Origin of the sequence: uncultured Aureimonas sp., assembly GCF_913775355.1 — a bacterium.
Taxonomy (GTDB): domain Bacteria; phylum Pseudomonadota; class Alphaproteobacteria; order Rhizobiales; family Rhizobiaceae; genus Aureimonas.
The window spans coordinates 1-12,699 of record NZ_CAJYIU010000037.1 but is presented as its reverse complement, the minus strand read 5'-3'; the positions used below and the strand labels follow the sequence as shown (position 1 = coordinate 12,699).

Genomic DNA, 12,699 nt, shown 5'->3' with positions numbered 1-12,699 from the left:
TGGAAGCCGCACTCCTTGGCCATGCGCCCCTTCGAGCCGACATAGACCTGGCTTGCGGGATCCTCGCCGACCAGCACCACGGCGAGCCCCGGCTTGACGCCCTGCCGCGCTTCGAGGTCGGCGGCGGCCCGCTTTACCGTCGCCAGCACGTCCTCGGCCACCGCCTTGCCGTCGATCCTCGTCGCTGCCATCGAAACCGTCCCCTGTCCGAGCGCCATGTTGCGGCGCTTATAAGCCGGGATCGGCGTATGCGCGAGTATCGAGGCGTCGTTTGGCGAGGACGACGGGGCTGTTCGCCGGCTTCGGGGCTTCTATCATCTGCGGCATGGAGAGCCGGCAGGGGACGGGCGTCATGCAGCTTCAGGGACAGGTCGCGGTGGTCACGGGCGCGGGGTCGGGCATCGGCCGGGCGATCGCGCTGGCGTTTGCGCGCGAAGGCGCGAGCGTCGGCATCGCCGACATCGCCGCGGACGGCGCGCAGAGGGTCGCGGCCGAGATCGAGGCCACCGGCGGACAGGCGCTGGCGGTGACGATGGACGTCACCGACGAGGCGATGGTGAACGCGGGCGTCGACCGGGTCGCCGAGCGCTTCGGGCGGCTCGACGCGATGGTCGCCAATGCCGGCATCCAGATCGTCCACCCGATCGAGGAGTTCCCCTACGAGGAGTTCCGCCGCGTGGTCGACATCCATCTCGGCGGCTCGTTCCTGCTGACCAAGGCAGCCGTGCGGCACATGTATCCCCGCAAGTCGGGCGCCTTGATCTACATGGGCTCGGTGCACAGCCACGAGGCTTCGGCGCTGAAAAGCGCCTATGTCGCCGCCAAGCACGGCATTCTCGGCCTCGCGCGCACCATGGCGAAGGAGGGCGGCAAGCACGGCGTGCGCTCCAACGTCATCTGCCCCGGCTTCGTGCGCACGCCGCTCGTGGAGAAGCAGATTCCCGAGCAGGCGCGCGACCTCGGCATTTCCGAGGAGGAGGTCGTGAAGAACGTGATGCTCGGGCGCACCGTGGACGGCGAGTTCACGACGCTGGAGGACGTCGCGGCGCTCGCCGTGTTCCTCGCCGGCTTCCGCTCGGCCGCGCTCACCGGCCAGTCGATCACCGCCAGCCACGGCTGGTACATGGGCTGAGCCCGAGGCTTTCGGAGACGACCATGGATATCATAACGATCCAGCCGATCACGGCGTTGATCGCCGGCATTCTGATCCTCCTGATGCCGCGCCTCCTGAACTATATCGTCGCGATCTACCTGATCGTGGTCGGCATCACGGGTCTGATGGGAACCATCTAGCCCCGCAGGTCTTCGCGTTGCGATATGTAACGGACGAGGATCAGGCATGGTGGATCGGGCGACGGGACGGCGGGTGCTCATCCTCGGCGGCGGCGCGGGCGGGCTGGAGCTCGCCTCGCAGCTGGCGGGCACGGACGGCGTCGAGGTGACGCTGGTCGATCGCGAGATGACCCACCTCTGGAAGCCGCGACTTCACGAGTTCGCCGCCGGCACCGTTTCGTCGACGCTCGCCGAGATTTCCTTCTACATGCTGGCGCGCATGCGCGGCTTCCATTTCGAGCAGGGCGAGGTGCGGGCGGTCGACCGCGTCGGCGGCCGGGTCGAGCTCGCGCCGATGCACGACGAAGAGGGGCGCGAACTCGCGCCCGCCCGTTTTCTCGCCTACGATCTCCTGGTGGTGGCGCTCGGCGGGGTGACGCCCGACTTCGGCATCGAGGGCGTTTCGGAGAACGCCGTGCGCCTCGACCGCCCCGAGGATGCGGAAGACTTCCGCACGCGCTTTGCCGGCGTGATGATCCGGGCGCGGGCGAGCGGCATGCCGGCCGAGGTCGTGATCGTCGGCTCCGGCGCGACGGGAACCGAGCTTGCCGCGCACCTTCGCAACTCGGAGACCGGCTTTCTCCTGCGCGGCGGCAAGGCGAAGGCCGAGCGGCTGCTCGGCATCACCATCCTCGAATCGGCCGATGTCATCATGCCCGGCATCGACGACGCCCTGCGCGCCAAGCTGGTCGAGCGCCTGAAGGACCTCGACGTGAAGACGGTGACCGACGCCAAGGTCGCGGCGATCGAGCCGAAGGCGGTGCGCTCGGTCTCGGGCGAGCGCTGGCCGGCCGATGTCGCGGTCTGGGCGGCGGGTCTCGTCGGTCAGCCGATCCTGAAGCGGCTTGCCGACTTCGAGACCGACAACAAGGGACGAATCCGGGTCGACCGCACGCTGCGCGCGACGGCGGACGAGCGGATCTATGTGATGGGCGATGCGGCGAGCATGGTGCCGAAGGGCAGCGAGAAGCCGCTGCCGCCGACCGCGCAGGTCGCCTCGCAGCGGGCCGACTACCTCGCCGAGACCATCCCGCTGCTCCTCAAGCGTCAGCCGGTCGAGCCGTTCGAGTATCGCGACCGCGGGCGGCTCGTGCAGCTCGGCCGCGCCGGCACGGTGGGGCGCATCGGCTCCGGCCACGGCGCCGACTTCCTGATCCACGGCCAGTTCGCGACCGCGGCCTACAACGCGCTGCAGCGCCAGCACCAGTGGAAGGTGCTGGGGCGCCTGCGCGGGACGGTCGCGATCTTCGCCGACATGCTGTCGCCGGCCAAGGGACCGGCGCTGAAGCTGCACGGCTGACGGGTCAGAACTCGATGCCGCGCTGCGCCTTGATGCCGGAGCGGAACGGGTGCTTGACCATCTCCATTTCGGTGACGAGGTCGGCGAACTCGATGAGTTCGTCACGCGCGTTGCGGCCCGTGATGACGACGTGCTTCATCTCGGGCTTGTGGTCGCGCAGGAAGTCGACGACCTCCTCCACCGGGATGTATTCGTAGCGCAGGACGATGTTCAGCTCGTCGAGCACCACCAACTGGTGCTCCTCGTCCGTGATCATCGCCTTGGCGCGCTCCCAGGCCTGGCGCGCCGCGGCGATGTCGCGCTGGCGGTCCTGCGTCTCCCAGGTGAAGCCGTCGCCCATCGCGGTGATCGTCACCTCGCCGGGGAAGCGCTCCAGCGCCTGACGCTCGCCGGTTTCCCACTTGCCCTTCACGAACTGGACGATGCCGACCTTCATCCCGTTGCCGAGCGCGCGGAAGACGAGGCCGAAGGCGGCGGTCGACTTGCCCTTGCCCTTGCCGGTGTGGACGATCACGAGCCCCTTCACCTCGGTCTTCGTCGCGAGGATCTTGTCGCGCGCCGCCTTCTTCTTCTTCATCTTCTCGGCGTGGCGGGCGTCGAGCTCCGCCTCGCTCATCGCGGCGAGGAGCGGGGATTTCTCGCTCATGAATGGTGGTCCTCCGTTGCGAGGGCGAATTGTGCCGAGTTGGAGCGCGGACGCCAGAGGCCGCGCGCGATGGCTTCGCGGAAGCGCGCCCGCATCTCGGCGAGCGCTGCTGGATTGTTGGCTTCCAGGAAGGCCGCGACCGTCTCGTCCTCGAGATAGGCGGCGTGGACGAGGTCGAAGTGCCGGTCGGCCACCGCGTTCGTCGTGGCGGCGAAGGCGAAGAGATAGTCCACCGTCGCAGCCATCTCGAAGGCGCCCTTGTAGCCGTGGCGCATGACGCCGGCGATCCACTTCGGATTGACGGCGCGCGCCCGCACGACGCGCGCGATCTCCTCGTCGAGCGTGCGGATCACCGGACGCTCGGGGCGCGAGTGGTCGGTGTGGTAGGCCGCGGGCGCCCGGCCCGACAGGTGCTCGACGGCGGCGCTCATTCCGCCTTCGAACTGGTAGTAGTCGTCCGAGTCCAGAAGGTCGTGCTCGCGATTGTCCTGGTTCTGGATCACCGCCTCGATCGCCCCAAGCCGCGTCTCGAAGGCGACGCGCTCGGGCGCGCCCTCCGCATCCGCGCCGTAGGCATAGGCGCCCCAGACGAGAAAGGACTCCGCGAGATCGCCGCGCGTCTGCCAGCCGCCCTCGTCGATGAGTGCCTGGAGGCCTGCGCCGTAGGCACCGGGTTTCGAGCCGAAGACGCGGTAGCCGGCCTGCCGCCGGGCCTCGCCGGGCTCGAGCCCTTCGTGCTCCAGCGCGCGCGCTTCCCGCCCCATGCGGGCGGCGATCGGGTTGTCGCCCTCGTCCTCCTCGAGCGCCCCGACCGCGCGGCAGGCCCGGTCGAAGAGGGCGATCTGATCGGGAAAGGCGTCACGGAAGAAACCGGAGACGCGCAGCGTCACGTCGACGCGCGGGCGGCCAAGGACGGCGGGCGGCAGGATCTCGAAGCCGGTGACGCGCCCGGACGCGCGGTCCCAGGTCGGCTTGGCGCCGATCAGGGCGAAGCCTTGCGCGATGTCGTCGCCGCCGGTGCGCATGTTGGCGGTGCCCCAGCAGGTGAGGCCCGCCGCGCGCAGCCATTCGCCGTGGTCCTGAAGGTGGCGCGTGACGAGGAGCTCGGCGGACTTGCGGCCGAGGGCCCAGGCCGCCTCCGTCGGCACGGCACGGGTGTCGACGGAGAAGAAGTTGCGGCCCGTCGGCAGAACGTCCGGCCGCCCGCGCGTCGGCGCGCCGGAAGGGCCGGGGGGCACGAAGCGGCCGTCGAGACCGGCGAGAAGCCCTCGGATCTCCGCCTCGCCGCAGGCGGCGATCGCCGGTTTCAGGCGTGTCGCGATCTCGGAGAGAACGGCGGGGGTGGCCTCCCAGCCCGGCTCGGGTTCCTCCGTTCCCGCGACGAGGCGCGAGGACAGGAGTTCCAGCCGCTCCACCGTGTCGCCCGCGGTCCGCCAAGGCTCGGCGGTTTGCCGCTGGAGAGCTGCGGGACGTGAGCCGTCCCAGGGCGCGCCCATCGCGCAGTCCAGCGGATCGAACCCGTCGAGACCGCAGTCTCGCCCAAGCGCCCGCAGGAGCGAGGCGTCTCCGTCCCGGTCGCCGCGCGGCAGGCGCGCGAGCGCGACCGCGAGATCGTCGAGGAGCCGGCCGTCCGGAGCGCGTCCGAAGACGTGCAGCCCGTCGCGGATCTGCATCTCCTTCAGGTCGCAGAGCCAGGCGTCGAGCTTTTCGAGCGCGGCGTCGTCCGGCTCGCCCCCGGACAGACCGGCGTCGCGCCCCAGCCCGGTTTCCCCGAGCATCTCGACGATCTGCCGCTTCAGGAGCGCGGTGCGACGCGGGTCGCCCTGTGCCGCCTCGTAATATTCGTCGACGAGGCGTTCAAGGTCGCGCGCGGGCCCGTGGCTTTCGGCGCGCGTCAGCGGCGGGGTGAGGTGATCGACGATCACGGCGGCCGAGCGGCGCTTGGCCTGCGTCCCCTCGCCGGGGTCGTTGACGATGAACGGATAGAGATGGGGCAGGGGGCCGAGCACGGCCTCGGGGAAGCAGGCGTCCGAGAGGGCCAGCGCCTTGCCCGGCAGCCATTCGAGATTGCCGTGCTTGCCCATGTGCACGATCGCCTGCGCGCCGAACGTCTCGCTGAGGTAAGCGTAGGTGGCGAGATACCCGTGCGGCGGTGCAAGGTCCGGCGCGTGGTAGGTCTCCTTCGGGTCGATGTTGTAGCCCCGCGCCGGCTGGACGCCGACGATGACCCGGCCGAACCGAGCGAGCGGCAGGGCGAAGCCGTAGGCGGGGTCGAAGAACGGATCGTCCTCCGGCGCGCCCCAGCGCTCGGTCATCGCCGCTCGAACTGCTGCCGGTAGCGCGTCAAAGATGCGGCGGTAGTCGGCGAGCGGCAGTGTTTCGCGGATCTCTCGCGCGGCGCGTCCGGCATTGGTCGGTCCCGCCTGGAGATGGGCGATCAGCGCGTTGCCGTCCTCCGGCAGAGCACTGGTTTCATAGCCTGCCGCGCGCATCGCGCGCAGAACCTCGATCGTGCCGGCCGGGGTGTCGAGCCCGACGCCGTTGCCGATCCGCCCGTCGCGGTTGGGATAGTTGGCGAGAAGGATGGCGACGCGGCGCTCGGGCGCCGGTGTGCGCCGCAGCGCCGCCCAGCGTGCGGCGAGCTCCGCCGTGAAGGCGATGCGGCCGGGCTCTGGGTGATGGGCGACGATGTCGCTCTCCGTCCGCTCGTGCCAGTCGCCGGCCGATTTGAAGGCGAGCGCGCGCGTGAGCACCCGCCCGTCGACCTCCGGCAGGGCGACGTTCATGGCGAGATCGCGCGCCGAGAGCCCTTGCGACGACGCCTCCCACGCCTCGCGCGTGGTGCCGGCGAGGACCCCCTGCAAGACGACCGCACCGCCTTCGTCGAGCACGGTCGACGCGAAGGGGCGGCCGGGGGCGGAGGTGGCGAACCCTGTGAGATTGACCACGACGTCCGGCGCGCGCGGGGCGAAGAGCGCGCGCAGCGTCTCGACGCTGACGGGGTCCTTGAGGCCGGAGACATAGGCCGGCAGGACATCGAAGCCGCGGGCCTCCAGCGCCTCGGCCAGCGCCTCCACCGTCTCCGTCTGCCCGCTCTGGACGAGGGCACGGTAGAAGACGACGGCGGCGAGCGGCCGAGTGGCGACCGGCGCGGGCGCGCTTGAACGCTCCAGCCGACCGGCCTTGAGGATCGGGCGGGCCGGCGTCTCGTCCGGCATGGTCCCGTCGGCGAGCGCGAGGCAGGCGCGCAGGAACGCGTCGGCATTGGCCGCGCCACCCTCGCGCAAGAACGCCCAGAGCCGTTCGCGCTCGGGCTCGGCCAAGGTCGAATAGGCATCGAGGCCGGGATCGGGGCGATCGTCGCCCGGCAGCACGCAGAGCGCGAAGCCATGCCGCCGCGCCGCCGCGCTCCAAGCCTCGCAGCCGTGCCGCCAGTAGGCCGCGCCGCCCAGCAGCCGGATCACCACGAGGCGGACATGCGGCGCGAGGGCCCCGACATGGGTGTCCACCGACATCGGGTGCGCGAGGCGCAGGAGGTTGGCAAGGCGCAGCGCCGACCCGTCCAACCCCAGCCGGTCGGCGGCGAACGCCAGCGCGGCGAGCTCCGTATCGGCCGCCGACAGGACGAGGACGCGCCCCGGCGTCTGCCCGAGGTCCACCGCCTCGCGCCCGTCGGCGATCGTCCCGCGCTGGAGGCTGAGGAGGTGCAAGCTACTCGGCCGCCGCCGCCGGCGTCTCGGCCAGCGCCGCGATCCCTTCGCGGATCGCCGCCTCGCCGTCCTCGATCGCGTCGTGGAGGCCGATCACGACGAAGCGCGAGACGCGCGCCTCGCCGGCTGAGAAGGGCCGGTCGAAATAGGTCTCGATACGCCCGCCGACGGCCTGGACGACGAGGCGCATCGTCTTGCCCCGGATCGCGGCAAAGCCCTTGAGGCGCAGGATGTCGTGGCGCGCGATGACACTCGTCAGACCCGCCGTCAGCGCCTCGACGGAGGCATATTCCCCGCCCTCCGCGACGATGCTCTCGAAGTCCTCGTGATCGTGGCTATGGCCGTCGGCATGGTGGATCTCGTGGTGCGAGCGGCGGTCGGCGATGAGATCCTCCGTGCCGGCCTTGAGGCCAAGGAGGACGTCGGCGGGCAGGCGCCCGTTCTCGGCGGTCACGACGGCGAGCCTGCGGCCGGCTTCCGCCTCGACCTTGGCACGGACAGCGCGGAGCGCCGCGGCATCCACGAGGTCGGCCTTGTTGAGGACGAGGAGGTCGGCGGCGCGGATCTGGTCCTCGAAGAGTTCCTCCAGCGGATTGTCGTGGTCGAGGCTCTCGTCGGCCTCGCGCGCGGCCTGGACCTTCGCCTCATCGTCGGCAAAGCGCCCGGCGGCGACGGCCGCGGCGTCGATGACCGTGACGACGCCGTCGACGGTGACGCGCGCCTTGACCTCGGGCCAGTTGAAGGCGGCCACCAGCGGCTGGGGGAGGGCCAGCCCCGAGGTCTCGATCACGATGTGGTCGAGCCGGTCGGCCCGTTCGAGAAGCTTTTCCATCGTCGGGATGAAGTCGTCGGCCACCGTGCAGCAGATGCAGCCGTTGGTGAGTTCGACGACGTCCTCCTCGCGGCAGGTCCGGGCGTCGCAGCCCCTCAGGATGTCGCCGTCGACGCCGAGATCGCCGAACTCGTTGATGATGAGCGCGATGCGACGCCCGTCGGCGTTCTGGAGGAGGTTGCGGATCAGCGTCGTCTTGCCGGCTCCGAGGAAGCCGGTGATCACGGTGGCGGGAATCTTCTGCATGGGATCAGCCCTTGAGCTTGAGCGGCAGGCCGGCGGCGACGAAGGTCACCGCGTCGGCGAGGGCCGCGACGCGTTGGTGGAGCCGGCCGGCATGGTCGCGAAACTCGCGCGCCATCCGGTTGTCCGGGACGATGGAGAGGCCGACCTCGTTGGAGACGATCACGACGAGGCCGGGAAGCGGCGTGCGCAGCGCGTCGGCCAGCGCATCCGAGGCGGCGGGTATGTCGCCGTCCTCCAGCATCAGGTTGGTGAGCCAGAGGGTGAGGCAGTCGACGAGGATGGCCCGATCGCCGCGCGCCTCGCTAGCGAGGGTTTCGGCGAGCGCCAGCGGCGCCTCGATCGTCCGCCACGGCGGCGGGCGACGCTCGCGATGCTCGGTGATCCGCGCCTGCATCTCGGCGTCGAAGGCTCGGCCCGTCGCGAGATAGAGCGGCTGGAGGCCGCTCCGGATGACGAGGTCCTCGGCCAGCACGCTCTTGCCCGAGCGCGCCCCGCCGAGGATGAAGTGGAGGCTCATGCCGGGACGGCCGCCCTACGCCGGGCGCGATCGAGCCCGAGGCCGAGCAGCGCGCCCGTCATGGCCCACAGGACGGCGGACAGGCTGAGCGAGGCGACGGCGAATTCGGCCGCGAGCGCCGCGGGCACCGGACCCGCGAGATCGGCCGGATGTGGCGCGCCGATGAGGTGCGGCAGGAGAAGCAGCGCGAGCCCGCCGAGGATCGCCGCGCTCGAGCGCCGGAACACGAGGAACCACAGCCCCCCCGCCGACAGTGCCACCGTCGCGAGCCACCAGACCTGGCGCGCCGCGAGATCGGCGGCCGGCATCGCGGGAAGCTCGGGCGGTAGGCCCAGCGCCGGGGCGAGGGTCACGACGGCAAAGCCGGCCAGACCCCACACTGCGCCGTTGCGAAGCGTGACCGGCCAGTCGAGGCCGAGGCTCGCCGCCAGAAGCAGAAGCGAAAAGGCCGCGCCGATGACGACGTTGGCGAGAAGCGTCCCCCCGAGGCGGGCGACGTCGCCGCCCTCCTCGTGCGCCGCGCCGCCATGCGCGTAGGCCGGCGACACGAGGCGGAGCGACGAAGCCGCGTGGTCATGCGCCGTGCCGCCGCCCTCGTAGGTTTCGGCAGCCAGAATCAGCGGCGTCGTCTTGAGGTGCTGGAGCGGCGTGATGACGACGCCGGCGAGAATGCCGGCGAGAAGCGCGGCGAGAAAATAGCGAACGAGCATGGGACTTCCCTTTCCGGCCGGCGGGTCGCCGCTAGGCGACGCGCGGCGCGGCCGTGCCATAGGACGAGGCCTCCGCCGCCGGTCGGGCGGGCGGATGCGATCGACGGATCGAGGCGAGGAGCCTCTAGTGGCAGGGCAGGCCCATGGCGTGGCGCGCGTCGTGCGCCGTGTCATGCAGCGCGTCGGCGCCGGCAAACCCGGCCCCCCAGAGGAGGAGCGCGCCGGCGGCGAAGGCGAGGAGCGCGGCCGGCAGGCGCGCGGACAGGGCGGGGCTTCGAGCGGCGCTCGTCGTGGACGACGTCATGATGTTCAACCTCCGTGACGGCGGCCGGAATGGCCGCCTCGAGACGGATGGCAGGTCTCCTGGCTCACGGGTCACCGGTCGTCCCCCTGCCTTCCCGGACGAACACGTCCAGTGGCGTTTCCGGCAGAACCCTGCCGGCGGAGGCACCTCGCCGTTCTACAGTCGCGGGGTCGGCTGCGATACGGGCCCTTGGTTTAAGTCGGCCCTTCGCATTCCCTCTTAGCCTGCCCGCGCGAGTTGCGGGGCAGGACCATCCGCGCGCGAGGATAGACGAAGCGGGGTTCCAGTCAATCGAAGAGGCACGAGGGGGCGAGGCGCTTGTGGGGACGGGCGCGAAGCGTGCCGGGCGGGCTGTGCGAGGGGCCGCTTGCTATCCTTCCGAGCCACTAATGCTGCTGCGGTGCCAAACCGGGAAGGGGAAATAAGGGGATAGGCTCGGTTGAAACAATGTTAGACAGCAATCGATGGAACAAACCCGACCAGATCCAATCGACGAGCGACTACTCCAAGCCATGGAGAAGGCATGTGCCCTTCAGTTGCGTTTCGAACGGGAGCGTGACGGGCGCCCCCCTTCGAGATGACGTTGGAATGCACGCTGTGCGCCGCTGGGACAATCACGGCATGGTATCGTGAACCGCTCTACGGGGGGATGACATGCACCACGCCCGGTTGTCTGAAACTCCATTTCTAGGCGACGGCATGGTGCGTCGAACGTCCGACATTCAACGCATTCCACTCTAAAGCTGACCGGAAGGTAACCACCCAAAGCGGCCTCATTCGCTACCATCACAGCACGTCCCGCTGCACCCCGTCCCGCCCATCTCCACAAACCCCTCGGCCTTCCATCCGCCGCCGGCTCGGCTATCTCTTCCCCGAACCCCACTGCCGGAAGACCCGACCCATGCACCATCCCGCCATCGCTCCGCTCCACACCGCCGTCGTGATCGGGGGCGCGGCGGGGATCGGGTTGGCGGCCGCGCGCCGCTTCGCCAAGGCCGGGCTCAAGGTCGCGGTGGTGGACCGGCGGATGGAGGACCTGACGAGCGCGCACGAGGAACTCGTCGCGCTCGCCGACGGCGACGAGACGCGGATCGTGGCGGCGGCCTGCGACGTCAGCGACCGCGCCGGGCTGCAGAAGACGGCCGACCATATCGCCGAGCGCCTCGGCAAGGTGCATGTCCTGATGAACAATGCCGGCATCCAGCCGGGCTCGTCGATCTTCGGGACCCAGGCCAACTGGGATGCCGTGCTGTCAATCAACCTCGGCGGCGTCATCAACGGAACGCGGATCTTCGGTCCCGCCATGATGGCGCACGGCGAGCCGGCGCTGATCGTCAACACCGGCTCCAAGCAGGGCATCACGACGCCACCGGGCGATCCGGCCTACAACGTGTCGAAGGCGGGCGTGAAGGTGTTCACCGAGGCGCTGCAGCACGAGCTGCGCGAGACGGCGGGTCATCAGGTGGAGGCCGCGCTCCTCATTCCCGGCTTCGTGTTCACCGGGCTGACCGCCAAGGGGCGCACCGAGAAGCCCGAGGGCGCCTGGACGCCCGACGAGACGATCGATTTCATGATGGAGCGGCTGGAGGCGGGCGACTTCTACATCCTGTGTCCGGACGGCGAGACGGACCGGCGCACCGACGAGAAGCGCATCCGCTGGGCGGCCGGCGACATCGTCGAGAACCGCCCGCCGCTGTCGCGCTGGCACAAGGACTGGGCCGGCCGCTTCAAGGACTATGCGACCGAGGACTGACCGGCCGTCAGACCGAGCGCAGCGATCGCGGACCCCGCTCGGGGCCGCGCGTCATGTGGCGCAGCGTCGCGTCGCGCCGCACCAGCCCGTGCCAGAGCGCCATGGCGATGTGACCGGCGATGAGCACGAAGAGCGTCCAGCCGAGGAACCCGTGCAAGAGATTGGCGGGCGCGGTCAGCGCCGGGTTCGCCTCGCCGCCGGGCGCCACGAGCTGGAGGCCGTAGACCCGGAAACCGCGCCCGTTGCCCGCGGCGCGCAGGATGGCGAGCGAGGGCACGATCACCATCAGGAGGTAGAGCGCGAGGTGGCCGAGCGTCGCCGCACGCTGGAGAAGCGGCGGTCCCTCGTGCGGCGGGCGATGCTTCAGCTGCGACAGGCCCCAGGCGCCGCGCAGGAGAACCAGAACCCAGAGCGTGAAGCCAACCGAGTAGTGGGTGCCCCAGAAGAAGCGCTCGATCCCCGTGCCCTCGGCGACCGCCGACAGGAACACCGTGACGAACTGCCAGACGAATAGGAGCGCCATCGTCCAGTGCAGCGTGCGCGAGACGAGGCCGTAGCCGAAGCGCGAATCGGCGAGGGTCGATGTGGCCATGAAGCTGGGTCCCCGTTGCTCTCCCGCGATGTTGGAACGCTTCGAGACGGAATGCCAATTACGGAATCGACAGCTCGCGCGCGGCCGATCAGCGCGCGCGGGCGATCCGCTCGAGGGCGGCTATGTCGAGAGCGGCCTCGAGCTGGGCGGCGACGGCATCGAGCGCTGCCTCGATCTCAGCCGAGTGCGAACGTCCGCCGGGCGCGACGCCGAGCGTCGACGCCCAGGCCTCGCGCCAGCGGTCCCCGATGAAGAGGCCGTGGAGATAGGTGCCTTGCACTCGCCCGTCGGCGCTCGTCGCGCCTTCCGGGCGGCCCGCGACGGTGGCGAAGGGCCGCGACCTGTCCGGCCCCTCGCTCCGGCCCATGTGGATCTCGTAGGCGGGGAACGCTGTCCCGTCGATCGAGCGGGCCTCGACTTGGGCAAGGGTCTTCGGCCCCAGAAGGCGCGTCTCGATGTCGAGGAGACCGAGGCCCTCCGTCTCGCCCGCCTCGCCCTCGATGCCGCGGGGGTCGCTGATCCGTCGCCCGAGCATCTGGTAGCCGCCGCAAAGCCCGAGGACCCGGCCGCCGCGTGCGTGGTGGTCGATGATCGCACGGTCCCAGCCTTGCGCGCGCAGGGCCTCGAGATCGGCGATCGTCGCCTTGGAGCCCGGCAGGAGCACCAGCCCGGCCTCGCGCGGCCAGGGCTCGCCCGGACGGACGAGGCGCACGCAGACGCCGGGCGTCGCCGCGAGCGGATCGAGATCGTCGAAGTT

At 70.5% G+C, this 12,699-nt stretch carries 12 protein-coding genes, 1 pseudogene and 1 riboswitch; of the genes and pseudogenes, 4 read left to right on the top strand and 9 right to left on the bottom strand.

Annotation, left to right across the window (positions count from 1 at the left end; all coding sequences use genetic code 11):
* Positions 1–191 (bottom strand): tetrahydrofolate dehydrogenase/cyclohydrolase catalytic domain-containing protein (locus QZ753_RS02720; protein WP_294640992.1); only part of this gene is annotated, 191 nt, incomplete at its 3' end.
* A gap of 161 nt (positions 192–352) precedes the next feature.
* On the opposite strand from QZ753_RS02720, the gene QZ753_RS02715 reads away from it, so the two are divergent.
* From QZ753_RS02715 to QZ753_RS02705, 3 genes are read left to right on the top strand one after another with little or no spacing between them, the layout of a single operon-like run.
* The gene (locus tag QZ753_RS02715) at positions 353–1,132 is read left to right on the top strand and encodes a 3-hydroxybutyrate dehydrogenase (RefSeq protein ID WP_294640991.1); all 780 of its coding nucleotides are present in this window, start codon (positions 353–355) and stop codon (positions 1,130–1,132) included.
* A gap of 23 nt (positions 1,133–1,155) precedes the next feature.
* Positions 1,156–1,293 (top strand): DUF3096 domain-containing protein, encoded by a 138-nt coding sequence (locus tag QZ753_RS02710; protein ID WP_294640989.1) that lies wholly within the window; start codon positions 1,156–1,158, stop codon positions 1,291–1,293.
* 46 nt (positions 1,294–1,339) lie between these two features.
* The gene (locus QZ753_RS02705; protein ID WP_294640987.1) at positions 1,340–2,632 is read left to right on the top strand and encodes an FAD-dependent oxidoreductase; all 1,293 of its coding nucleotides are present in this window, start codon (positions 1,340–1,342) and stop codon (positions 2,630–2,632) included.
* Between the two features lie 4 nt (positions 2,633–2,636).
* Here QZ753_RS02705 and cobO read toward each other — a convergent pair whose 3' ends face one another.
* The 6 genes from cobO to QZ753_RS02675 all read right to left on the bottom strand — a co-directional run bounded on the left by cobO (position 2,637) and on the right by QZ753_RS02675 (position 9,597).
* Positions 2,637–3,278, bottom strand: a complete 642-nt coding sequence (gene cobO, locus QZ753_RS02700) for a cob(I)yrinic acid a,c-diamide adenosyltransferase (RefSeq protein WP_294640985.1) — start codon at positions 3,276–3,278, stop codon at positions 2,637–2,639.
* A complete protein-coding gene (cobN, locus tag QZ753_RS02695) occupies positions 3,275–6,988 on the bottom strand; it encodes a cobaltochelatase subunit CobN (RefSeq protein WP_294640983.1) in 3,714 nt (1,237 codons plus the stop codon). The genes cobO and cobN overlap by 4 nt, the downstream gene beginning before the upstream one ends.
* A 1-nt stretch (position 6,989) precedes the next feature.
* Complete coding sequence (gene cobW / locus QZ753_RS02690) at positions 6,990–8,066, bottom strand: cobalamin biosynthesis protein CobW (protein ID WP_294640981.1); 1,077 nt, start codon at positions 8,064–8,066, stop codon at positions 6,990–6,992.
* A gap of 4 nt (positions 8,067–8,070) precedes the next feature.
* Positions 8,071–8,583 (bottom strand): bifunctional adenosylcobinamide kinase/adenosylcobinamide-phosphate guanylyltransferase, encoded by a 513-nt coding sequence (cobU, locus tag QZ753_RS02685; protein WP_294640980.1) that lies wholly within the window; start codon positions 8,581–8,583, stop codon positions 8,071–8,073.
* The gene (locus QZ753_RS02680; RefSeq protein ID WP_294640977.1) at positions 8,580–9,293 is read right to left on the bottom strand and encodes a CbtA family protein; all 714 of its coding nucleotides are present in this window, start codon (positions 9,291–9,293) and stop codon (positions 8,580–8,582) included. The genes cobU and QZ753_RS02680 overlap by 4 nt, the downstream gene beginning before the upstream one ends.
* A 124-nt stretch (positions 9,294–9,417) precedes the next feature.
* Positions 9,418–9,597, bottom strand: a complete 180-nt coding sequence (locus QZ753_RS02675) for a CbtB domain-containing protein (protein ID WP_090962360.1) — start codon at positions 9,595–9,597, stop codon at positions 9,418–9,420.
* Positions 9,598–9,628: 31 nt separating this feature from the next.
* Positions 9,629–9,867, bottom strand: a riboswitch (cobalamin riboswitch).
* Positions 9,868–10,498: 631 nt separating this feature from the next.
* Between QZ753_RS02675 and QZ753_RS02670 the strand changes: the two genes are divergently transcribed.
* Positions 10,499–11,350 carry an SDR family oxidoreductase gene (locus QZ753_RS02670; RefSeq protein ID WP_294640973.1) on the top strand — a complete coding sequence of 284 codons (852 nt, stop codon included), beginning with the start codon at positions 10,499–10,501 and terminating at the stop codon, positions 11,348–11,350.
* 7 nt (positions 11,351–11,357) lie between these two features.
* Here the strand turns inward: QZ753_RS02670 and QZ753_RS02665 are convergent, their stop codons facing one another.
* On the bottom strand, positions 11,358–11,942 hold the full coding sequence (locus QZ753_RS02665) for a cytochrome b (protein ID WP_294640971.1): 585 nt from the start codon (positions 11,940–11,942) through the stop codon (positions 11,358–11,360).
* Positions 11,943–12,030: 88 nt separating this feature from the next.
* Positions 12,031–12,699, bottom strand: a pseudogene (locus QZ753_RS02660) (cobyric acid synthase CobQ); the annotation flags it as partial.